Origin of the sequence: Bacillus sp. FDAARGOS_1420 (assembly GCF_019344915.1) — a bacterium.
GTDB classification, from domain to species: domain Bacteria; phylum Bacillota; class Bacilli; order Bacillales; family Bacillaceae_G; genus Bacillus_A; species Bacillus_A mycoides.
This window is the reverse complement of the sequence record NZ_JAHWJB010000001.1, coordinates 131638-154812: the sequence shown is the minus strand read 5'-3', so window position 1 is coordinate 154812 and position 23175 is coordinate 131638. Positions and strand designations below refer to the sequence as shown.

At 39.6% G+C, this 23175-nt stretch carries 14 protein-coding genes, 17 tRNA genes and 3 rRNA genes; 29 read left to right on the top strand and 5 right to left on the bottom strand.

Annotation, left to right across the window (positions count from 1 at the left end; all coding sequences use genetic code 11):
* Genes gerLA through I6L50_RS00960 form a run of 3 tightly spaced genes read left to right on the top strand, consistent with a single transcriptional unit; the run spans position 1 to position 3754 of the window.
* The gene (gene gerLA, locus I6L50_RS00970; RefSeq protein WP_113937938.1) at positions 1 to 1479 is read left to right on the top strand and encodes a spore germination protein GerLA; all 1479 of its coding nucleotides are present in this window, start codon (positions 1 to 3) and stop codon (positions 1477 to 1479) included.
* Positions 1480 to 2604: a spore germination protein GerLB gene (gene gerLB / locus I6L50_RS00965; RefSeq protein WP_219300033.1), complete on the top strand. Its 1125-nt coding sequence runs from the start codon at positions 1480 to 1482 to the stop codon at positions 2602 to 2604. It begins immediately after the preceding gene.
* Positions 2588 to 3754, top strand: coding sequence for a Ger(x)C family spore germination protein (locus I6L50_RS00960; RefSeq protein ID WP_219300031.1), 1167 nt, complete (start codon positions 2588 to 2590; stop codon positions 3752 to 3754). The genes gerLB and I6L50_RS00960 overlap by 17 nt, the downstream gene beginning before the upstream one ends.
* 203 nt (positions 3755 to 3957) lie before the next feature.
* On the opposite strand, the gene I6L50_RS00955 is transcribed toward I6L50_RS00960, so the two are convergent.
* The 3 genes from I6L50_RS00955 to I6L50_RS00945 are packed head-to-tail and all read right to left on the bottom strand — an operon-like array spanning position 3958 to position 6312.
* A complete protein-coding gene (locus I6L50_RS00955; protein ID WP_000443603.1) occupies positions 3958 to 5358 on the bottom strand; it encodes a nucleoside recognition domain-containing protein in 1401 nt (466 codons plus the stop codon).
* Positions 5336 to 6058 (bottom strand): FeoB small GTPase domain-containing protein, encoded by a 723-nt coding sequence (locus tag I6L50_RS00950; protein WP_219300029.1) that lies wholly within the window; start codon positions 6056 to 6058, stop codon positions 5336 to 5338. Before I6L50_RS00950 ends, I6L50_RS00955 begins: the two co-directional genes overlap by 23 nt.
* Positions 6055 to 6312, bottom strand: a complete 258-nt coding sequence (locus I6L50_RS00945; protein WP_219300028.1) for a FeoA family protein — start codon at positions 6310 to 6312, stop codon at positions 6055 to 6057. Before I6L50_RS00945 ends, I6L50_RS00950 begins: the two co-directional genes overlap by 4 nt.
* 509 nt (positions 6313 to 6821) lie before the next feature.
* Between I6L50_RS00945 and I6L50_RS00940 the strand changes: the two genes are divergently transcribed.
* The 4 genes from I6L50_RS00940 (at position 6822) to I6L50_RS00925 (ending at position 10273) form a co-directional block, all read left to right on the top strand.
* Positions 6822 to 7721: a phosphate ABC transporter substrate-binding protein PstS family protein gene (locus I6L50_RS00940; RefSeq protein WP_219300026.1), complete on the top strand. Its 900-nt coding sequence runs from the start codon at positions 6822 to 6824 to the stop codon at positions 7719 to 7721.
* Positions 7722 to 7792: 71 nt separating this feature from the next.
* Positions 7793 to 8683, top strand: a complete 891-nt coding sequence (pstC, locus tag I6L50_RS00935; RefSeq protein WP_219301280.1) for a phosphate ABC transporter permease subunit PstC — start codon at positions 7793 to 7795, stop codon at positions 8681 to 8683.
* A gap of 2 nt (positions 8684 to 8685) precedes the next feature.
* Entirely contained in the window at positions 8686 to 9606 is a 921-nt protein-coding gene (pstA, locus tag I6L50_RS00930) for a phosphate ABC transporter permease PstA (protein ID WP_219300024.1), read from the top strand.
* A 139-nt stretch (positions 9607 to 9745) separates the two neighbouring features.
* Positions 9746 to 10273 (top strand): P-loop nucleotide/nucleoside kinase family protein, encoded by a 528-nt coding sequence (locus I6L50_RS00925; protein WP_219300022.1) that lies wholly within the window; start codon positions 9746 to 9748, stop codon positions 10271 to 10273.
* A gap of 49 nt (positions 10274 to 10322) precedes the next feature.
* On the opposite strand, the gene I6L50_RS00920 is transcribed toward I6L50_RS00925, so the two are convergent.
* Positions 10323 to 13367, bottom strand: a complete 3045-nt coding sequence (locus tag I6L50_RS00920) for an efflux RND transporter permease subunit (RefSeq protein WP_219300020.1) — start codon at positions 13365 to 13367, stop codon at positions 10323 to 10325.
* Between the two features lie 672 nt (positions 13368 to 14039).
* Here I6L50_RS00920 and I6L50_RS00915 point away from each other — a divergent pair.
* The 22 genes from I6L50_RS00915 to I6L50_RS00810 all read left to right on the top strand — a co-directional run bounded on the left by I6L50_RS00915 (position 14040) and on the right by I6L50_RS00810 (position 22600).
* Positions 14040 to 15591: ribosomal RNA gene (locus I6L50_RS00915) — 16S ribosomal RNA — on the top strand.
* Between the two features lie 146 nt (positions 15592 to 15737).
* Positions 15738 to 18659 (top strand): 23S ribosomal RNA (locus I6L50_RS00910).
* 100 nt (positions 18660 to 18759) lie between these two features.
* A 5S ribosomal RNA gene (gene rrf / locus I6L50_RS00905) occupies positions 18760 to 18875 on the top strand.
* Together the 16S, 23S and 5S rRNA genes with 17 tRNA genes alongside form the textbook arrangement of a ribosomal RNA operon.
* A 5-nt stretch (positions 18876 to 18880) precedes the next feature.
* A tRNA-Val gene (locus I6L50_RS00900) sits at positions 18881 to 18956 on the top strand.
* 8 nt (positions 18957 to 18964) lie between these two features.
* Positions 18965 to 19048: transfer RNA gene (locus I6L50_RS00895), tRNA-Tyr, on the top strand.
* Between the two features lie 12 nt (positions 19049 to 19060).
* Positions 19061 to 19135, top strand: a tRNA-Gln gene (locus tag I6L50_RS00890).
* Positions 19136 to 19139: 4 nt separating this feature from the next.
* A tRNA-Lys gene (locus tag I6L50_RS00885) sits at positions 19140 to 19215 on the top strand.
* Between the two features lie 16 nt (positions 19216 to 19231).
* Positions 19232 to 19312 (top strand) — tRNA-Leu (locus I6L50_RS00880).
* A gap of 29 nt (positions 19313 to 19341) precedes the next feature.
* Positions 19342 to 19416 (top strand) — tRNA-Gly (locus I6L50_RS00875).
* Between the two features lie 16 nt (positions 19417 to 19432).
* Positions 19433 to 19521 (top strand) — tRNA-Leu (locus I6L50_RS00870).
* 3 nt (positions 19522 to 19524) lie between these two features.
* Positions 19525 to 19598: transfer RNA gene (locus tag I6L50_RS00865), tRNA-Arg, on the top strand.
* Between the two features lie 10 nt (positions 19599 to 19608).
* A tRNA-Pro gene (locus I6L50_RS00860) sits at positions 19609 to 19682 on the top strand.
* Positions 19683 to 19697: 15 nt separating this feature from the next.
* Positions 19698 to 19770 (top strand) — tRNA-Ala (locus tag I6L50_RS00855).
* A gap of 18 nt (positions 19771 to 19788) precedes the next feature.
* Positions 19789 to 19881, top strand: a tRNA-Ser gene (locus I6L50_RS00850).
* A 24-nt stretch (positions 19882 to 19905) separates the two neighbouring features.
* Positions 19906 to 19982, top strand: a tRNA-Met gene (locus I6L50_RS00845).
* A gap of 2 nt (positions 19983 to 19984) precedes the next feature.
* Positions 19985 to 20060, top strand: a tRNA-Asp gene (locus I6L50_RS00840).
* 9 nt (positions 20061 to 20069) lie between these two features.
* Positions 20070 to 20145 (top strand) — tRNA-Phe (locus tag I6L50_RS00835).
* A 19-nt stretch (positions 20146 to 20164) separates the two neighbouring features.
* Positions 20165 to 20240: transfer RNA gene (locus tag I6L50_RS00830), tRNA-Thr, on the top strand.
* Positions 20241 to 20243: 3 nt separating this feature from the next.
* Positions 20244 to 20314, top strand: a tRNA-Trp gene (locus tag I6L50_RS00825).
* A gap of 88 nt (positions 20315 to 20402) precedes the next feature.
* Positions 20403 to 20474 (top strand) — tRNA-Glu (locus tag I6L50_RS00820).
* A 131-nt stretch (positions 20475 to 20605) separates the two neighbouring features.
* Positions 20606 to 21025 carry a CBS domain-containing protein gene (locus I6L50_RS00815; protein ID WP_219300017.1) on the top strand — a complete coding sequence of 140 codons (420 nt, stop codon included), beginning with the start codon at positions 20606 to 20608 and terminating at the stop codon, positions 21023 to 21025.
* A gap of 423 nt (positions 21026 to 21448) precedes the next feature.
* Positions 21449 to 22600: a DUF3965 domain-containing protein gene (locus tag I6L50_RS00810; RefSeq protein WP_113936776.1), complete on the top strand. Its 1152-nt coding sequence runs from the start codon at positions 21449 to 21451 to the stop codon at positions 22598 to 22600.
* Positions 22601 to 22840: 240 nt separating this feature from the next.
* Here I6L50_RS00810 and I6L50_RS00805 read toward each other — a convergent pair whose 3' ends face one another.
* On the bottom strand, positions 22841 to 23173 hold the full coding sequence (locus tag I6L50_RS00805) for a hypothetical protein (protein ID WP_219300015.1): 333 nt from the start codon (positions 23171 to 23173) through the stop codon (positions 22841 to 22843).
* Positions 23174 to 23175 lie beyond the last annotated feature (2 nt).

Below are 23175 nucleotides of genomic sequence, written 5' to 3'. Positions count from 1 at the left end.
GTGGGGAAATTGTTAGAGCTAAAAGGTAACTTGTTTGAAGTTATGAAGGAAATTAGAGATGAGTTAGGTTCACCTAATGATTTAACAATTAGAGAAGTTGCTCTTGCTGGTAGTTTTACACGTTGTGCGGTTGTTTTCTTATGTGGATTGACAGATAAGGATAATGTTTATAAATATGTAGTGCGTACACTTCAATATGAAGAAATACCAAATGAAGCAGCTGTGGTTCAGACATTATTGGATCGTTTTATTTCTATTGCAGAAGTCGGTATGAAGACGACTTTTCCAGATATTATAAATGCGGTTTTAGCAGGAGATACAGTCATATTAATTGATAATATTCAAACGGCTATTGTTGTTAACAGTAGGGCTTGGGAGAAAAGAAGTCTAGAACCGCCAGTGACAGAAGATTTAATTCGTGGACCGAGGGTTGGGTTAAATGAAGATATTAATGTGAATAAAATGTTAATTCGCCGTGGTTTACGTGATCCGAAGTTACGGTTTCAATCTTATATTATGGGGAAGCGATCGCAGAAAGAAGTAACCCTAGTATATATAGAGGATATTATTAACCCTTACATCGTAAACGAGCTAGATCGGCGTCTTCAATCAATAGTGACAGATGTCATTTTTGAGACAGGAACGATTGAGCAATTAATTCAAGATAATAATTTATCGCCGTTTCCGCAGTTTTTAAATACAGAAAGACCAGATAATATAGTGGCTGCATTGGCGAAAGGGAAAGCGGCCATTTTAGTAGATGGGTCACCATTTGCTCTTATAGCTCCACTAGTATTTGTTGATATTTTTCAATCTGTAGAAGATCATTATGAGCGTTGGATAATTGGAACGTTATTAAGAATGTTACGTATGGGATCAGGTATTGCTGCTGTTTTATTACCTGCCATGTACGTAGCGCTTGTATCGTATCATCAAGGGCTTATTCCATCTAAACTAGCTTATTCCATTGCGGGAGCGAGAGAAGGGGTACCGTTTCCTGCTTATATAGAAACGTTAATGATGGCATTAACGATGGAATTAATACGAGAAGCCGGGATTAGGCTTCCGAAACCGATGGGACAAACAATTGGCATCGTAGGCGGTCTTGTAATTGGAGAAGCGGCAGTAAATGCGGGGATTGTAAATCCGTTTTTAGTAATTATTATTGCGGTTACCGCAATTGCTACATTTTCACTTCCTGTATATAGCATTACGATTACATTTCGAATTTTACTTTTCGTCTTCGTGTTAGCTGCAACTGCTTTTGGGTTATACGGAATCATTTTAGCTCTTATTGCACTTGCAATCCATATTACAAATTTAAAGAGTGTTGGGGTACCGTATACAACACCTATTGCTCCTGCTTTTTATAAAGATTGGGAAGAAGAATTGGTTCGCCTACCAAAATCAATGTTAAAAGAGAGACCAGAATATTTACAAACGAAAGACTCTACACTACGTCCAAAGGAGCGAGAGTAATTGAAACCATTTGAATATGGGGATGAAGAAATTGGATCTCGGGAACTTGGTTTTGCGGTATCGTCAACAATTATCGGTATAGGTGCATTATCTATGCCTCGAGATATTGCTGACCAAACTTTATTTTCGGATGGTTGGATTATTTTGCTTTTGGGTGGATTGATATGTGCGGTTTTAGGTTGGTTTGTAACGAGGATAGCTATTTTATTCCCAAAACAAAACTTTGTTCAATATACAAGTGCACATTTGACGAAGCCTGTTGCATACACAATTAGTAGCATTTTAGTATTAACATTTGCTGCTTTGACCGCATATGAATCGCGAATGATTGCAATTATTTCACAAACATATTTATTTAGTGATACACCAATACAGCTACTCTCTTTCTTCTTCTTATTAGTTGTTATTTATGGAGTAGCAGGATCGAGAGCGGCTTTAGTAAGGTTAAATGTTCTATTTTTACCTATCGTGTTCATTGCGATAGTGTTGCTTTCTTTATTGAATGTGAATTTAATGGAAATAAACAATTTACTACCGGCTTTTCAAACGAACATAAGTCAATATGCGATAGGAGTTAAAAATTCTATTTTCACATTTATCGGATTTGAGGTAGCTCTGTTTTATGCTGTGATGTTGAACGATAAGACAGCGAAAAAAGCGCCAATGGCAGTTGCAAAAGCAGTGATGGTAAATGTGCTGTCGTACATTTTAATTTATGTAACTTGTATTAGCGTTTTTACGTATATGACAACCCGTGGATTGACGTATCCAACAATTGAATTGGGTAAAGAAATTGAAATTGGTGGAGGTTTTTTAGAAAGATTTGATGCCATTTTTTTTACTACTTGGATTATCACTATTTATAACACTACAGCAATGTATTATGACGTCGCATCTTTATTATTTTGTGCTATGTTTCCGAAAGTGAAGAAACATATTTTCATTTTTGTAAGTGCTCCGATTATTTTTATGGCGAATATGATACCTAGTAATTTGAATGCTTTGTCAAGTTATGGGACTTATTTAGCTTGGATAGATATGGGGTTTGTCGTGTTAGCGCCTTTGTTAGTTTTTATTGTATATAAAATAAAAAGAAGGAATGGTAGAAATGAAACACCTTCTTAAAATTATAATGGTTATGGTTTTAGCTGGATCTATAAGTGGGTGCTCTGAGCTAGAAGAAATAGAAGAAAGAGGATTTGTAGTAGGCGCAGCTTACGATATTGTGAAGGCAAAGAAATCAAATCCAATTATGAAAGGGACGTATCAGATGGTACTTCCGAGTAAGTTAGCGCAACAAGGTGGCCAAGGCGGTGGAGATGGTGAAAATTATATTAATGTTAGTGCGAAAGCAGATAGTGTCTTTGAGCAAATACGAATTATTGCTAAAAAAATTAGTCGCTCATTATTCTTTCCGCATATACAAGTGATAATTTTTTCTAAAGATTTACTAGCGAATCCATATGTTTTACAAAATACGTTAGATGTATATATTCGTGATCACGAGATGAGAAGAAATATTCGTTTGTTCGTTTCTAAGAAAAATGCAGAAGCTATTTTAAAGCAGAGTGCCAAGCCTGAGAACTTACCGGCACAGTATATTGATATGTTAGCTGAGCATCCTCCGAAAAATGCTCAAATGATTGAAGCTGCAAGAATTGGTGAGGTACAGCAAAAAATGATTACTAACCAAAGTTTCGTATTACCTATTCTCGAACTAACAAAGCAGGGGGTACAAATGAACGGGGCAGCGTTGTTTCGTGGAAAAGATAATAAGTGTGTAGGTAGTTTGAATGGAGAAGAAACATTAGGAATGAATTATGTAATAGGTAAAAAAATTGGAGGGTTCTATACTATCCGTAAACAAGGTCAGCTTGTTACATACGAAATTCATAAGATGCACCGAAAGATTAAAGTATCTACGGAAAATGCTACAAAACCGAAGTTTGATATCCATTTATCTTTGGAAGGGACCTTAGCAGAGTTGCATTTTAGTGATCATAAACAAATTATGAATGAAAAGCGATTAAAGAAAACCATTGCGGAGGAAATGGAGAAGCGTATCCAAAAATCTATTAAGCTTGTTCAAAAAAAATATAAGGTAGATGTATTAGCGTTAGGGGAAGTATATAAGCGGCATAATTATAAAGAATGGAAGAAGATAGATAAGAATTGGGATCAAGGTGAAAATTATTTTAGTAATGCTGAGGTTACTGTTCATGTTCATCCGACAATTGAGCATTCAGGTTCAGCTTTACCGAAGAGAGTGAAATAAGGTGATTTAAGTTGTTTACTGGACTAGGAATTAGTTGCACGATATTAATGGCGATTCTTCCGGGAGCCATATACTCCATTCATAAAAAAATCACAACGTATGGAGCTCAGCCGTGGAAAGAAAAAAAGAAACCTGAATAATTTCAGGTTTCTTTCGTGCAAAGCATATGTGAAGGGGGATACCTTCTATGTATGCTTTGTTTTTTATACAAGCCCTAACCAATGTACCAATTGTGTAGAGAGGAATGTCACAACAATGGCAATAACAGTAGGGATTGCGAATGATAAGAATGTCCATTTTGCACTTTTTGTTTCTTTATATATGTTAACTAGTGTTGTTCCACACGGGAAATGAAGGAGTGAGAACAACATTGTGTTTAAAGCTGTTAACCAAGTCCAACCATTTTCTAAGAATAGATTTTTAATTTGATTAAAATCATCTATTTCAGTTAAAGCGCCAGTTGATAAGTAAGACATTAATAAAATCGGGATGACAATTTCATTAGCTGGTAGTCCAAGAATGAATGCAGCTAAAATAAACCCGTCAAGTCCTAACATTTTAGCAAATGGATCTAGGAAGTTTACAAAATACATAAGTAAGCTTGTGTCACCGATGAAAATATTAGCAAGTAACCAAGTTAATGCAGCTGCAGGGGCAGCTACAACTACAGCTCGTTTTAAAACATATATTGATTTATCGAGTGTTGCGCGTACAATTGTATTCCAAACTTTTGGCTTACGGTACGGTGGTAACTCAAGTGTGTAGTGAGTCGGAACGCCTTTTAAAGCTGTTTTTGATAGTACCCAAGAAACGGTTAATGTCATAATGACACCAATTACAACCATTCCAACTACAACGCCAGCAGTAACAAGTGTTTGCATACTACCGGTATAACCAGCAGCCATAAATAGTGAAGCCATTAAAATTAACATAGGCCAGCGCCCATTACATGGAACGAAGTTGTTTGTTAAGATTGCAAGCATACGTTCACGTGGTGATTCAATAATACGTGTTGACATAATGGCAGCTGCATTACAACCGAATCCCATTGCCATTGTTAAAGATTGCTTGCCATGTGCACCAGATCGTTTGAATAAGCGGTCCATGTTAAATGCGACACGTGGTAAATATCCGTAGTTTTCTAATAGTGCGAACATAGGGAAAAAGATTGCCATAGGTGGTAACATAACGCTTATAACAGCACCGATACCACGGAATAAACCAAGTATTAAAATGCCATGTAACCATTCAGGTGCATGCGCTGCTTGGAACCAAGATGTTAAATATCCTTCTGCCCATCCGAAGAATTCAGCAATCATATCAGAGGGTACGTTAGCGCCTGCAATTGTAAGATAAAAAATAATAGATAAAATACCGAGCATAATTGGGAATCCCCAGATGGGAGATGTGAAAATTTTATCTAGTTTTTCAGAACGATACAGTTTATCAGTATTTGTATATTGAACAGACTCTTTACATATGCTTGCAGATGTTCGATAAATATCTCCGACAATATCATCTCGTATATCTTCTTTTGAGAGTGTCTGTGCATGTTGAATAATATAGTCTAATGGAAGTGCTTTACTGGCTGAGTGAGATTCCATTCATTACGACCTCCCTTACAAGTGGTTCATTATGGTGTTTTTGGAGTGTAGTTAAGAAATTTTTATCTCCATCTAATATACGTAACGCAATCCAACGTGCTGGATACGTATCACCGAACACTTTATAAATTTGTGGTTCTAATTCTTGAATCATATTTTCGATTTTTTCATTATAAGTAATTTTAATTGGTGTTGGAATGAGTTTTTTATTTGCTACTTTAGCGATGACATTTAGCAAATGACCAATGCCTACTCGGTTGCGAGCGGAAATCTTCACTACAGGTACACCGAGTGATTTTGCTAATTTCTTTTCGTCAATAATGATTCCTTTTTTCTCCGCTTCATCAATTAAGTTAATACAAATGACCACATCGTTTGTCATTTCCATCACTTGGAGTGCTAAATTTAAATTTCTCTCCATTGCAGTTGCGTCTATAACAACTACAGTTACTTCTGGTTTTTCAAATATAATATAATCTCGTGCTACTTCTTCATCTGCCGAATTTGAATACAGTGAGTAAGTTCCAGGTAAATCTATTATTGTATATATATTTCCGCCATGCTTATATTCCCCTTCAGCCTTTAAAACAGTTTTTCCCGTCCAGTTTCCAGTATGTTGTTTTAAGCCTGTTAAAGTATTAAATAATGTGCTTTTCCCGGTATTCGGGTTACCAGCTAACGCAATGCGATGGTTACTCATCTGAAATCATCTCCTATTAATACCCCGAAAATAAGGGAGCTTTCTTCACTACGCAGTGCAATAGTTGTGTTGCTTACTTGATAAGCGACTGGGTCTCCAAGTGGGCTGCGTTGTAATACTTTAATTGTCGCTCCAGGAAAAAAGCCTAAATCTAATAAACGTCGTTTCATAGTTCCTTCTAAGTGTATCTTCTCAATTTGTACAAATTCCCCTGTTCTGAATTCGGAAAGGGGTTTAGTATTAGCCGATACCATAAAAGTTACCTCATCTCTATATTTTTAGTTTTAGTTTAAAAAGTTTCCTTAGGTAAACTTTTTGATACTAATATAGTAGACTACATTTAATGATGCTGTCAATTAGTACTTTAAAAATATTCAAATATTTTTAGAATTGTTCCAATTTATTTAGTTGTACCGAAAAATATTATTGGAATTCTTCTTAATGTAAATAAAGTAAGAGTGTAAAAGCTTAAAAATATAGGGGAATTGTAAATATAGTTTTAACCTAAAGGGAAAAATAAAGAAAATCATTTACATTGAATTTACATTGTTAAGATTAAATTTACAATACTACGTGTTTAGTGTGGGTTTTGTTGGCTTTTTCAACTGTAAATGTTGGAATGTCTAGCTTTTAGGGGATGTTATCTCTATTTACTTAAACTTAAAAATTGCTTAACACTCACATAATATTGTTGTCCTACAATGAATTTGTGTTCGAAAGAAGATGAATTCGAAAAGTGATAATCCAAATGGGGGTACAAGACATGGTTATGAAAAAGGGTATTAAATTTTCTTTAGCGGCTTTAGTTGTTGCAGGTGCATTAGTTGGATGTGGAAAAGCAGAAAGTACGGATAATAAGGAAGCTGCTAAAGGTAGCGATGCAAAACAAGAATTATCAGGTACGATTGCAGCGGCTGGCTCTACAGCTCTTCAACCTCTTGCGGAGGAAGCTGGAAAGAAATTCATGGAGAAAAATTCAAAAGTTTCTATTCAAGTTCAAGGTGGCGGTAGTGGAACTGGGATTAACCAAGTAGCATCTGGTGCGGTACAAATTGGTAACTCAGATGTTCCAGCTGGAGATAAAATAAAAGATGCTGAAAAAGCAAAAGAATTAGTAGATAACAAGGTAGCGGGTATTGCATTCGCGCTTGTCGTAAATAAAGATGTAAAAGTTGATAACTTAACAGCAAAACAAGTACAAGATATCTTCACTGGAAAAGTGACGAACTGGAAAGAGTTAGGCGGAAAAGATGAAAAAATCAATGTAATTAATCGTCCAGCTTCATCTGGTACACGTGCTACATTTGAAAAAACAGTTATGAAAGAAGCTAAAATTAATGATGGAACTGGTACAACACAAGATTCTAACGGTGCAGTAGAGCAAGCGATTAACTCTACTCCAGGTTCAATCAGCTATTTAGCAATGTCTTACATGGTTGGCGATAAGAAAGGTGCATTGCAAACTGTGAAAATTGATGGTGCTGAACCGAAGATTGAAAACATCTCTGCTGGTAAATATCCATTCTGGTCTTACGAGTACATGGTAACGAAAGGTGAGGCGAAGGAAGCAACTAAGGCTTACATCGACTATGTAAAAGGTAAAGACTTTGAAAAACAAGTAGAAGATATGGGTTACATTCCAATGTCTAAATTAAATAAGTAATAAAATTTTATGGGGCTGGCTGCAAGGCCAGTCCTGTTCAATGCAATCTATGAAGTGGGGTCTGTCCTGTGATGAAGGGGAAAAAACAAATTAATTACGTAAAGAGTGAATATATAGGTAGATCACTTGTTACGTTTTGCGGTATCTTTATTGTTTTTATTACATTAGCTATTATTGCGTTTATTTGCGGCAAAGGAATTCAATCTTTCACGCAAAGTGGTATCTCGTTTTCTGAGGTGTTAACTTCGACAAAATGGAATCCAAATGCTGATCAAGGTACGTATGGTGCTGTAATCTTTATTGTCGGTTCGACACTTGTGTCGTTAGGTGCTGTTATCATTAGTGCACCAATTGCTATAGCTCTTGCTATATTCATGAATTTAATTTCGCCGAAGTTTGGGAATAAAGTATTAAAGCCTGTTTTAGAATTATTAGTTGGTATTCCATCAGTTGTATACGGATTATTAGGGGTTACGATTTTGGTTCCTCTATTACGTGATTCATTCGGTGGAGTGGGCTTTAGTTTAATTGCGGGTATTATTGTCCTGAGTATTATGATTTTACCTACTATTGCTAGTATTGCCTCTGATGCGATACGCTCTGTTCCGTTTGATTACTTGGAAGCTTCTTACGGTCTAGGGTCGACGAAATGGCAAGCGATTAGCCGAATTATTGTTCCTGCTGCAAAACAAGGAATTTTAACAGGTATAGTTTTAGGGTTAGCGCGTGCTTTTGGTGAAGCGTTAGCGGTTCAAATGGTAATCGGGAACACGATTAAATTACCGGAAGGAATATATAGTCCAACAGCAACGTTAACTGGTATTCTAACAATGGATATGACGAATACATTGAACGGAACAGCTTGGAACAATGCGCTATGGACGTTAGCAATGATTTTACTTGTTATTTCATTCCTGTTTATTTTAGTAATTCGAGCGATTGGTCAAAGAGGTGAGCGATAATAATGAATGCAAGAACGGTAAATAAAGTTTGGACAGGTATCTTTTATGGGGTTGCAGCTTTAGTTGTAGCTTTGCTGGCTTTTTTAATGTACGAAATTCTACAAAAGGGATGGGGATTTTGGGATCCTAGTTTCTTATTCGGAGAACCAAGCAATACAAGAGCTGGTGGGGGAATTGGTCCACAGTTATTCAATTCTTTCTACATGCTTGTTATAACACTTATTATATCTATTCCTCTTGGATTAGGGGCTGGAATATATTTAGCGGAGTATGCAAAACAAGGTCGTTTTTTAAGTTTTGTTCGTTTATGTATTGAAACAATGGCGTCTTTACCTTCTATTGTTGTTGGACTATTTGGCTTATTAGTATTTGTTACCATGACAGGCTGGGGATATACAGTAATGGGTGGAGCTCTTGCTTTAACTATTTTGAATTTGCCTGGTTTAACACGTGTTTGTGAAAATGCGATTTCTGAAGTTCCTCATAATGTAAAAGAGGCGAGTCTTGGACTAGGTGCAACGAAATGGCAAACAATTGCCCGCATCATTATCCCGTCTTCGTTACCACAAATCATTACAGGTATTATTTTAGCGGCAGGCCGTATATTCGGTGAAGCTGCGGCGTTAATTTATACAGCGGGTTTAACATCACCTATTTTAAATTCAGCAGCGGACTTCTCGAGCCCCTCGCATCCTTTAAATCCATTTAGACCAGCTGAAACGTTAGCTGTTCACATTTGGAAATTAAACTCTGAAGGGATTATCCCAGATGCGAAGTTAATTGCAACAAAATCTGCAGCTGTATTAATTATTATGGTATTACTCTTTAATATCATTTCTCGTTTCGTAGCATCTGTATTACACAAGCGTTTTACAGGAGCGAAAAGAAAAAGTAAAACGACGAAGAAGGTAAAAGTGGCATAATTTGAAGATGAAAACTCTCTGTTTATAAAACAGGGAGTTTTTTTACGGTCATTTTGTTGTTGGCAGGAAAAGAAGAAGAGTGACCGAATAGGTAACTTAATATATAGAAATTCGGCTGAAAATAGGGAGGGGGTTGGAAGTGTTTTTTCTGCAAATGTCGGGGTTTCCTGGATCTGGGAAATCGACACTTTCTAAGTATATCGCTAAATTAACAGGTGCTGTTATTGTAGATCATGACGTCGTGAAATCAGCTTTATTAAAATCATTAAAGGAAAAAGGTGTTGAACCAAAAGTGGTTGGGGGAATCTCCTATGATATTGAGTGGGAACTGATCGATTTTTTGTTGGAGCAAGAGCACAGTGTGATATTAGATAGTCCGTGTCTCTACGGAGGGATGGTTAAAAAAGGAATAGATTTATGTCGGAAGTATGGTGCTACATATAAATATATTGAATGTTATCTTAATAATATAGAAGAAATTAATCGTAGGTTACAAACCCGTGAACGTAAGATAAGTCAAATTACAAAAGTAGAATCAGAAGTAGCATTTCAAAAATGTCTGGCTGGCAGTAAAAGGCCTTTACATGGTGAATATCTTATTGTGGATTCTGGAGAGCCGCTAGAGAAGTATGGTAAAAAAGTGATGGATTATATTATGGGTAGGTAGAGGGATAAAAAAGGCGTTATCTTCATAATTGAAGATAACGCCTTTTAGTTTAAATATCAGGTGTTTCTGTAGAAGTACTTATTTTTCTACGGGAACGTCTTTTTCTCCCGATTTTATCTAATAGTTCATACATAACGGGAACGACTACTAATGTAAGAACGGTTGAGACTGCCAAACCACCGATTACAACGACGGCCAGACTTTTCGATACCATACTTCCTGCTTGAGATTGCCCGAAGAGGAGTGGTAGCATAGCGACGATTGTTGTTATAGCTGTCATAATAATTGGGCGTAATCTAGTAGATCCTGCTTCTAGTAAGGCTTCTCTTGTTTCCATACCGTTTTCCCGATTTTGTTGCACTCTTTCTATTAATACAATAGCATTTGTAACGACAATCCCGATTAACATTAATGCACCGATTAATGAATTTACGTCAACAGGTGTTCTTGAAATGATTAATCCTAAAATACCGCCGACAGCAGCTAATGGTAAAGAGAATAAAATCGCGAAAGGAGCACGTGCTTGCCCGAAGGTGATAACCATAATTAAATATACAATCCCAATTGCAATCCCCATAATTTTGAATAAATCTGTGAAGTTCTCTTGCATAGATTCAGTAGCACCTGCGATATTTACTTTTGCCCCGTTAGGTAAATCTAAGTCGGCTATCGCCTTGTTTACTTCTGCGCTTACTTTGCTTAAATCTTCACTTGAAGCTTCTGCGGTAATTTGAATCGTTTCTTTCCCATCTTTATGGAAGATTTCCGTTTGAAGTTGTTTTTCTGAAATAGTTGCAATGTCTTTTAAAGGAATAGGTCCGTTAATAGGTGAGAGTATGTTTGTGTTTAAAATATCTTCTTGTTTGTTAATGGATGCCTTTTTATGCTCTATCATAATAGTTGTTTTTTCATTATTGATTGAAATTTCCCCGATAGGAGATTTCTTCATAAGGAACGATACTTGTTGTGCTGCTAATTCTGGTGTTAAACCGTGTTGTTCCGCTTTTGTTTGATCGATATGAATTTGCCATTCTTTTTTAGAGTCTTCCATATTTGTTTTTACTTTAGAGAGATCGTCCATACCTTTTAGTTTTGTTTCGACGATGTTAGCGGCCTTTTTTAAATTTGTTTCGTTAGTAGCGGTTACGTTAAATTGTAAGTTGTTTCCGCCTCCAGAGTCAGAGTAACTCGTTTTTATATAATCAAGTTCAGCTGGTTCAAAAGTATTATGATCCTTTTTTAATTCTTTAATATATTGGTCGATATTAGATCCTTTTTTAAAGACTATAAATATAGTTGCAAGATTGTTTTGAGTTGTCTGTCCCCATTGTGCATCTTCTGCGCTAGATCCCATTCGCAAAATAACATCTGTTACATCAGAATTAGAGAGGAGTTTCTTTTCGAAATCAAAGGCTTTTTGTTTTTTAGCTTCAGAATCATAATCACCTGGAAATGTCATGTTAACGGAAAGCATTGTATCGTCCTCAGACTTTATGTTCGCTTTCGGAAGTAGTATGTAGGCTGCAATTGATCCTGCAAATAATAAAAAAGAAGTGAGTAGAATGATAAACTTATGAGAAAGAGCCCACTTTAATGTAGCGACATATCGCGGTGAAGAATGTGAATTGCGACGTTTTGTTTTTTTGAGCAGTAAAAAAGCCATAAGTGGAACGACTGTTAATGCCACAATTAAGGAAGAAAGTATAGAATACACAACTGCTAATACCATAGGTAACATTAGTTTTCCGATTACTCCCGATACGAGACCGATAGGTAAAAAAACGGCGACTGTCGTTAAAGTAGAAGAGGTAATTGCGACGGCGACCTCTTTTGTTGCATCGAGAATAATATCTTTAGAGAAAGATTCTTTTTGTAAACGACGGAAAATATTCTCGATGACAACGATACTATCATCGACGAGACGTCCAACTGCAACGGCTAAGCCACCAAGAGTTAGAATGTTAAGTGTGATGTTAGATTGATGGAGTAAAAATAGTGTTAATAAAATAGATAATGGAATACTAACGACAGCGATGAGTGTTGTTCGGAAGCTGCGTAAAAAGATTAAGATAATGAGAGTTGCAGCAATTGCCCCAAGGATTACTTCTTTTCCCATACTAGTAACAGCATTTTCAACTTGCTCATGAGTTGAAGCTAAAAGTTTAATAGAGAATTGATCTTTATATTGCTTGCTTATATCTTTAATCTTTTTATCAATCTCTTTTCCGATTGCAACCGCATTTTTACTCGGCTCTTTCATGATGATTAATCCTGTTCCTTCTTCCCCGTTTATGTGCGAGATTGTATCGTAATGTTGTTTTAATTCAATTTGAGCAACATCTTGTAATTTTACTTGAGGTGTAACTGTGATGTTTTTTATGTCATTTACATTTTTTATATCCCCGATGACACGAAGATTGTATTCTGCCTTATTAACGGTAATTGCTCCGGCTGGAGTGGAAGTTTCTTTTCCTTGTAAAACTGTTAATACTTGCTGTGATGTTACGTTTTTATCTTTTAGTTGGTTAGGATCAAGTACGATGGATAATTCGGAAGTTGATTTTCCGAAAAACATAACATTGGCAACACCATCAATGCTTTCGAGTTGTGGTACGATTTCTTTCTCAATTTGTTTTTCGTCAGCTTTTGAAAATCCGTTTTGCTTCTGGATGGTAATTTGAGCGAGTGGAATCATAGAAGTGTTTAATTGGCTAACAACAGGTTTAGTTACATCTTTAGGTAATTTAATCGTATTAATTGTTTTTTCGACTTCGCGTGCCGCGTCTTTCATATTTGCCTTGGATGTATATGCAATGTCGATGCGTGATAATCCCTCATGTGTGGAAGAAGTGATGCCATCGATATGTTCTAAATTACGAAATTGTTTTTCAAGGGGATCAGTTACGTCCTTGGTCATCGTTTCAGCATCGAGCCCTTGAGATAATGTCGTAACAGTTATTGCAGGGTTATCGATGCTTGGTAAAAATTCCATAGGTAATTTAGAGCCGGAATAAACACCGAGTATGGAAATGAGAAAAACCATGATAATAATAGCGGCTCGGTTTTTTAATGAAAATTTTGTTAACCTATCCATAAAATAATTCCTCCATTAGTTTATTTATAGTTTTGTGGGCACTTTCTTACTATATAACAAAAATTGGATATCTTTCATTAATTAAATGTAAAAAAATTCTAACAATAATCTTAAGTTAATATTTCGAGGGGAAGTTTGTTATTTGTGGAAGCAAAATTCCTGATTGGAGAGAAAAATCAGGAATTAAAGTTTTGCTCTAGTATAGTGGCCTCGTTTTTTGTTACTCTACATTTAAATAATTATTTGTCCTTCTTAAGTAGAACTATGGTAATTATAAAATTAAAAAAAGAGAAGACTAAAGGTTAGGAAGTTATTGTGAAATACTGCCTGGTTGATGATAGTGTATAGTAACTTGTATACAATCAAAATGAATGTTTTTAGTAGAAAGGATAAGGGTTCTTTCTATAGAAGAAAGTAGGATAGATAACTTTTTGTATTTTTTTATAAAAAATACTTGTTATTTAAAAACCATGATGGTATATTAATAAACGTCGCTGATGCGGAAACGCAGAAAACGACAAAAAAGAAAATTAAAAACATAGTTGACATCGAAAAATGAAGATGTTAATATGATGAAGTCGCTTTTGAAGTGGCAGACAAGTTCTTTGAAAACTGAACGAAACAAACAACGTGAACGTCAATTTTTATTTTTAGATGCTAGACAAACTAACTTTATTGGAGAGTTTGATCCTGGCTCAGGATGAACGCTGGCGGCGTGCCTAATACATGCAAGTCGAGCGAATGGATTAAGAGCTTGCTCTTATGAAGTTAGCGGCGGACGGGTGAGTAACACGTGGGTAACCTACCCATAAGACTGGGATAACTCCGGGAAACCGGGGCTAATACCGGATAATATTTTGAACTGCATAGTTCGAAATTGAAAGGCGGCTTCGGCTGTCACTTATGGATGGACCCGCGTCGCATTAGCTAGTTGGTGAGGTAACGGCTCACCAAGGCGACGATGCGTAGCCGACCTGAGAGGGTGATCGGCCACACTGGGACTGAGACACGGCCCAGACTCCTACGGGAGGCAGCAGTAGGGAATCTTCCGCAATGGACGAAAGTCTGACGGAGCAACGCCGCGTGAGTGATGAAGGCTTTCGGGTCGTAAAACTCTGTTGTTAGGGAAGAACAAGTGCTAGTTGAATAAGCTGGCACCTTGACGGTACCTAACCAGAAAGCCACGGCTAACTACGTGCCAGCAGCCGCGGTAATACGTAGGTGGCAAGCGTTATCCGGAATTATTGGGCGTAAAGCGCGCGCAGGTGGTTTCTTAAGTCTGATGTGAAAGCCCACGGCTCAACCGTGGAGGGTCATTGGAAACTGGGAGACTTGAGTGCAGAAGAGGAAAGTGGAATTCCATGTGTAGCGGTGAAATGCGTAGAGATATGGAGGAACACCAGTGGCGAAGGCGACTTTCTGGTCTGTAACTGACACTGAGGCGCGAAAGCGTGGGGAGCAAACAGGATTAGATACCCTGGTAGTCCACGCCGTAAACGATGAGTGCTAAGTGTTAGAGGGTTTCCGCCCTTTAGTGCTGAAGTTAACGCATTAAGCACTCCGCCTGGGGAGTACGGCCGCAAGGCTGAAACTCAAAGGAATTGACGGGGGCCCGCACAAGCGGTGGAGCATGTGGTTTAATTCGAAGCAACGCGAAGAACCTTACCAGGTCTTGACATCCTCTGAAAACTCTAGAGATAGAGCTTCTCCTTCGGGAGCAGAGTGACAGGTGGTGCATGGTTGTCGTCAGCTCGTGTCGTGAGATGTTGGGTTAAGTCCCGCAACGAGCGCAACCCTTGATCTTAGTTGCCATCATTAAGTTGGGCACTCTAAGGTGACTGCCGGTGACAAACCGGAGGAAGGTGGGGATGACGTCAAATCATCATGCCCCTTATGACCTGGGCTACACACGTGCTACAATGGACGGTACAAAGAGCTGCAAGACCGCGAGGTGGAGCTAATCTCATAAAACCGTTCTCAGTTCGGATTGTAGGCTGCAACTCGCCTACATGAAGCTGGAATCGCTAGTAATCGCGGATCAGCATGCCGCGGTGAATACGTTCCCGGGCCTTGTACACACCGCCCGTCACACCACGAGAGTTTGTAACACCCGAAGTCGGTGGGGTAACCTTTATGGAGCCAGCCGCCTAAGGTGGGACAGATGATTGGGGTGAAGTCGTAACAAGGTAGCCGTATCGGAAGGTGCGGCTGGATCACCTCCTTTCTATGGAGAATTGATGAACGCAGTTCATCAATAAACGTTGACTTGTTTTGTTTCGTTCAGTTTTGAGAGAACTATCTCTCAAGTTTAAATGTATGTTCTTTGAAAACTAGATAACAGTGTAGCTCATATTTTTTTAATTTTAGTTTGGTTAAGTTAGAAAGGGCGCACGGTGGATGCCTTGACACTAGGAGTCGATGAAGGACGGGACTAACGCCGATATGCTTCGGGGAGCTGTAAGTAAGCTTTGATCCGAAGATTTCCGAATGGGGAAACCCACTATACGTAATGGTATGGTATCCTTACCTGAATACATAGGGTATGGAAGACAGACCCAGGGAACTGAAACATCTAAGTACCTGGAGGAAGAGAAAGCAAATGCGATTTCCTGAGTAGCGGCGAGCGAAACGGAATCTAGCCCAAACCAAGAGGCTTGCCTCTTGGGGTTGTAGGACATTCTATACGGAGTTACAAAGGAACGAGGTAGACGAAGCGACCTGGAAAGGTCCGTCACAGAGGGTAATAACCCCGTAGTCGAAACTTCGTTCTCTCTTGAATGTATCCTGAGTACGGCGGAACACGTGAAATTCCGTCGGAATCTGGGAGGACCATCTCCCAAGGCTAAATACTACCTAGTGATCGATAGTGAACCAGTACCGTGAGGGAAAGGTGAAAAGCACCCCGGAAGGGGAGTGAAAGAGATCCTGAAACCGTGTGCCTACAAATAGTCAGAGCCCGTTAATGGGTGATGGCGTGCCTTTTGTAGAATGAACCGGCGAGTTACGATCCCGTGCAAGGTTAAGCTGAAGAGGCGGAGCCGCAGCGAAAGCGAGTCTGAATAGGGCGTTTAGTACGTGGTCGTAGACCCGAAACCAGGTGATCTACCCATGTCCAGGGTGAAGTTCAGGTAACACTGAATGGAGGCCCGAACCCACGCACGTTGAAAAGTGCGGGGATGAGGTGTGGGTAGCGGAGAAATTCCAATCGAACCTGGAGATAGCTGGTTCTCCCCGAAATAGCTTTAGGGCTAGCCTTAAGTGTAAGAGTCTTGGAGGTAGAGCACTGATTGAACTAGGGGTCCTCATCGGATTACCGAATTCAGTCAAACTCCGAATGCCAATGACTTATCCTTAGGAGTCAGACTGCGAGTGATAAGATCCGTAGTCAAGAGGGAAACAGCCCAGATCGCCAGCTAAGGTCCCAAAGTGTGTATTAAGTGGAAAAGGATGTGGAGTTGCTTAGACAACTAGGATGTTGGCTCAGAAGCAGCCACCATTTAAAGAGTGCGTAATAGCTCACTAGTCGAGTGACTCTGCGCCGAAAATGTACCGGGGCTAAATACACCACCGAAGCTGCGAATTGATACCAATGGTATCAGTGGTAGGGGAGCGTTCTAAGTGCAGTGAAGTCAGACCGGAAGGACTGGTGGAGCGCTTAGAAGTGAGAATGCCGGTATGAGTAGCGAAAGACGGGTGAGAATCCCGTCCACCGAATGCCTAAGGTTTCCTGAGGAAGGCTCGTCCGCTCAGGGTTAGTCAGGACCTAAGCCGAGGCCGACAGGCGTAGGCGATGGACAACAGGTTGATATTCCTGTACCACCTCTTTATCGTTTGAGCAATGGAGGGACGCAGAAGGATAGAAGAAGCGTGCGATTGGTTGTGCACGTCCAAGCAGTTAGGCTGATAAGTAGGCAAATCCGCTTATCGTAAAGGCTGAGCTGTGATGGGGAAGCTCCTTATGGAGCGAAGTCTTTGATTCCCCGCTGCCAAGAAAAGCTTCTAGCGAGATAAAAGGTGCCTGTACCGCAAACCGACACAGGTAGGCGAGGAGAGAATCCTAAGGTGTGCGAGAGAACTCTGGTTAAGGAACTCGGCAAAATGACCCCGTAACTTCGGGAGAAGGGGTGCTTTCTTAACGGAAAGCCGCAGTGAATAGGCCCAAGCGACTGTTTAGCAAAAACACAGGTCTCTGCGAAGCCGTAAGGCGAAGTATAGGGGCTGACACCTGCCCGGTGCTGGAAGGTTAAGGAGAGGGGTTAGCGTAAGCGAAGCTCTGAACTGAAGCCCCAGTAAACGGCGGCCGTAACTATAACGGTCCTAAGGTAGCGAAATTCCTTGTCGGGTAAGTTCCGACCCGCACGAAAGGTGTAACGATTTGGGCACTGTCTCAACCAGAGACTCGGTGAAATTATAGTACCTGTGAAGATGCAGGTTACCCGCGACAGGACGGAAAGACCCCGTGGAGCTTTACTGTAGCCTGATATTGAATTTTGGTACAGTTTGTACAGGATAGGCGGGAGCCATTGAAACCGGAGCGCTAGCTTCGGTGGAGGCGCTGGTGGGATACCGCCCTGACTGTATTGAAATTCTAACCTACGGGTCTCATCGACCCGGGAGACAGTGTCAGGTGGGCAGTTTGACTGGGGCGGTCGCCTCCTAAAGTGTAACGGAGGCGCCCAAAGGTTCCCTCAGAATGGTTGGAAATCATTCGTAGAGTGCAAAGGCATAAGGGAGCTTGACTGCGAGACCTACAAGTCGAGCAGGGACGAAAGTCGGGCTTAGTGATCCGGTGGTTCCGCATGGAAGGGCCATCGCTCAACGGATAAAAGCTACCCCGGGGATAACAGGCTTATCTCCCCCAAGAGTCCACATCGACGGGGAGGTTTGGCACCTCGATGTCGGCTCATCGCATCCTGGGGCTGTAGTCGGTCCCAAGGGTTGGGCTGTTCGCCCATTAAAGCGGTACGCGAGCTGGGTTCAGAACGTCGTGAGACAGTTCGGTCCCTATCCGTCGTGGGCGCAGGAAATTTGAGAGGAGCTGTCCTTAGTACGAGAGGACCGGGATGGACGCACCGCTGGTGTACCAGTTGTTCTGCCAAGGGCATAGCTGGGTAGCTATGTGCGGAAGGGATAAGTGCTGAAAGCATCTAAGCATGAAGCCCCCCTCAAGATGAGATTTCCCATAGCGTAAGCTAGTAAGATCCCTGAAAGATGATCAGGTTGATAGGTTCGAGGTGGAAGCATGGTGACATGTGGAGCTGACGAATACTAATAGATCGAGGACTTAACCATATAATATGAAGCAACGTTATCTAGTTTTGAGAGAATATAAAAAACTTATTGACTTTCTAAGTGAATCAAGTATAATAATGTTTGTCTCAATTGAATATAGTCTGGTAATGATGGCAGAGAGGTCACACCCGTTCCCATACCGAACACGGAAGTTAAGCTCTCTAGCGCCAATGGTAGTTGGGACCTTGTCCCTGCGAGAGTAGGACGTTGCCAGGCAAAATGGAGGATTAGCTCAGCTGGGAGAGCACCTGCCTTACAAGCAGGGGGTCGGCGGTTCGATCCCGTCATCCTCCACCATATATGTCGGAGGGGTAGCGAAGTGGCTAAACGCGGCGGACTGTAAATCCGCTCCTTCGGGTTCGGCAGTTCGAATCTGCCCCCCTCCACCATTTCTTAATTATTGGGCTATAGCCAAGCGGTAAGGCAACGGACTTTGACTCCGTCATGCGCTGGTTCGAATCCAGCTAGCCCAGCCATTAAGAGCCATTAGCTCAGTTGGTAGAGCATCTGACTTTTAATCAGAGGGTCGAAGGTTCGAATCCTTCATGGCTCACCATTTTCTTTAAAAATATGCGGGTGTGGCGGAATTGGCAGACGCACTAGACTTAGGATCTAGCGCCTTTGGCGTGGGGGTTCGACTCCCTTCACCCGCACTTTTAATAAAATAACTCAAACATGTCTTGCGGAAGTAGTTCAGTGGTAGAATACAACCTTGCCAAGGTTGGGGTCGCGGGTTCGAATCCCGTCTTCCGCTCCAATTTTCAGTATGACATGCCGGGGTGGCGGAACAGGCAGACGCACAGGACTTAAAATCCTGCGGTGGGTGACCACCGTGCGGGTTCGACCCCCGCCCTCGGCACCATATGCGCCCGTAGCTCAATTGGATAGAGCGTTTGACTACGGATCAAGAGGTTAGGGGTTCGACTCCTCTCGGGCGCGCTTTTATTAACGGGAAGTGGCTCAGCTTGGTAGAGCACCTGGTTTGGGACCAGGGGGTCGCAGGTTCAAATCCTGTCTTCCCGATTTTCCCAAAAACATGGGGCCTTAGCTCAGCTGGGAGAGCGCCTGCCTTGCACGCAGGAGGTCAGCGGTTCGATCCCGCTAGGCTCCACTTTATTTTTTATATGTCGGAGGTATACCCAAGTTCGGCTGAAGGGATCGGTCTTGAAAACCGACAGGCGGCGAGAGTCGCGCGGGGGTTCGAATCCCTCTACCTCCTCCATTTATTTTTAAAACATAATATCGTCGCGGGGTGGAGCAGTACGGTAGCTCGTCGGGCTCATAATCCGAAGGTCGCAGGTTCAAATCCTGTCCCCGCAACCAATGGTCCCGTGGTGTAGTGGTTAACATGCCTGCCTGTCACGCAGGAGATCGCCGGTTCGACCCCGGTCGGGACCGCCATTTTATGTTGGCTCGGTAGCTCAGTCGGTAGAGCAGAGGACTGAAAATCCTCGTGTCGGCGGTTCGATTCCGTCCCGAGCCACCATTTTTTTGTTTTTTTTTATGCCGGCTTAGCTCAATTGGTAGAGCAACTGACTTGTAATCAGTAGGTTGGGGGTTCAAGTCCTCTAGCCGGCACCATTTAGGGGCATAGTTTAAAGGTAGAACTGAGGTCTCCAAAACCTCCAGTGTGGGTTCAATTCCTACTGCCCCTGTAAAGTATATGGGCCTATAGCTCAGCTGGTTAGAGCGCACGCCTGATAAGCGTGAGGTCGATGGTTCGAGTCCTACCTGCGGAGCCATGGCCCGTTGGTCAAGTGGTTAAGACACCGCCCTTTCACGGCGGTAACACGGGTTCGAATCCCGTACGGGTCATAAAAAAAGAGTCAGCATATTGCTGACTCTTTTTTATTATGTATAAGCCTCTTTTTATCACCTTATTTTCCCGAAATAAATAAAGGGATTTAGGAAAAGCTATGGTATGTATTAAAAGGAGGAGATGAAAAATGACGCAAGTTAGAGAACTTATGAGTACTCATATCGTACATTGTACACCATTAGACAATGTATATGAGGCAGCTGTAAAAATGAAGGAAGAATCGGTTGGATTGATTCCTGTTATTGAAAATAAACAAGTTGTTGGGCTTGTTACTGATCGAGACTTAGTTGTTCGTGGGATTGCTGAAAAACATCCTGGATCTAATCAAATTACAAATGTAATGACAACAAACATTGTTTCAGTTTCCCCAGATGATTCTATTGAAAAAGCTGCAGAATTAATGGCACAATATCAAATTAGACGGTTACCGGTAGTTGAGAGCGGTCAACTTGTTGGGATGCTAGCACTAGGTGATTTAGCTATAAGAAAATCAGCAGATGATCAAGCAGGTTTTGCTTTAAGTGAAATCTCAGAGCATATGGAATAAATTATGTATAAAGATCAGATACATTATTCTAGTATATGCGGATTAAACTAATATGTTAGCGTGATGTATCTGAGACATTATATAATAAGTATAGAGTCAATATTTTTGACAGTTTTTTTAAATTTGTCATTCCTAATTTTTAATAAGAGAAAAAATGATATACTGAGAGATATAAGTATTATGATAGATTTTGAATATAACAATATTTATTGTTAATGATGTAATAATGAATTAATATTTCCTACGTAGATAAAGTGAAACTTTAATTATTGGGGGGTGTCCATCCCACAATAATTATTAGTTGAACCAATCGGGCTTTTATAGGCAGTTTTATCTCCCACCTAACTTCCTTGTATTCGCAGAATTTTGAGGTGGGAGTCTTACTGCCCACAAATAGCGGGATAAAAAGGGAAGGGGAATTATATGAGGGCTGTACAGGGCGATCCAAATTGGAATTTGGTTACAGATACATATATAGAACCAAATAATTTCGCTGAGTTATTTTCTTTGCTTGTACCTTGTCATCCAAAAGGTGAAGGGAAAGAGCGAACTATATTAGTATGGAAAGAAAAAGAATTTTATAAAGAAGAGAATTTAGCGCCATTTATCGTATATGGCATGAATAAAGTAAAGAATTTACCGCAGTTTCATAAAGATGAAATTCCAACTCTAGTACGTATTCTTCGTTTATGTCAAGAGATTGGTTGGTATGAAGAGGCAAATGCTTTTATGATAACCCAAGGGCTAGATGAATTTGTCCGAACTTCATTGGAGTATGAAACATGGGATCTTTTGACGAAAGCAGTTGCTTTAAACTATTTAATTATTAAATATCGTATTGGTGAATTAACAGCTGAGGATGTAGAAATTTGGGAGCGAGTTAAATTTAATGAGAAATGTATAACAGATTGCAAACATCTATTATCTCATAAAGAAGTATTGGAATTTACATTCTTTTATATGTGTAAGCGAGCTAAGCTATTGTCAAAAGAGCAATTAAATAGTGATATGATGAGTCTGGCAATGTATTGTAATACTTTTGTGTATGATTTATATACACATGACTTATTACGAAAGTATCGTAAGTGTACAGACTTCCTATCATATTATGGACCTAGTCAAGCAGTTTTAGCTTGTCAAAGAGCTGTACTTTCACAAATTTCCGATCGATTAGACCCTTTAAAGACAACTCATGTAGATGATTATTTATATGTGATGAAAGAAATGATGGAGCATATGACGATAGGGGTAATGGATCGGTATGGTCATTTTATTGGAAAGCTACTATCATATGTACCATTTTTCGAAATGATCCAAGTTCCACAGCATGCATATTATTGTGAAGAATTACTGTATATTTGTAAGGGAATTGAATACAAAGAAGAAATACTACGCAATTATATATTTATACAATTACATGATTGTTTACCATCATTCTTTAAACTATTTCTTAAAAATAAGCGTTATGCAACGATTCATGATATTCTTTTCTATTGGTGCGACGATGAACAAAGAATGAGCTTAGAGAAAAAATATAATCTTAGTTTTATTTATGAAAAATATGCTTGCGGATAAACCTTATTTTACATATTAAAAATTAATATAAATTAAAAAGGATCTCAAGTTTATGTGAGATCCTTTTTTGTTAGTAAAGCAAGGAGAAAGTAACTAAGATAAGAAATAACATTCCATAAAGGAGAAATTGTGCAGTATAACTTCTTTGTATACCAAAAAAAGTATTCATTTTTTCATATAAATTCAATATATATTTCATTGGATTATCTTTGAAAGATTGGTACACAGTGTCTCCTCTTTCTAAGCTTCTTGTTCATGTTTTTGGTCATTAGGAACATGAACGTATCTAGCTATGAATAATAAAACACCTATAAAGAATACAGGAAGTACGGTAGATAAATAAAAACCATTACTAATTATATTTGTTATAAGAGCACTTAAAAGAAAAATAACATTATAAATATGGGCAATTTTTTGTTTTAGCCGCATTTGTAATGCTTCCATAATGATTTCTAAAGCAACAAAAGCAATAATAATAGATAAAAATACAGTGTTCGTATTATAAATGATTAAACAACAGATTAAACCTAAAAAGGCCAGGTATTCAATAAAGAGAGGTATATTGCGTGGCATAT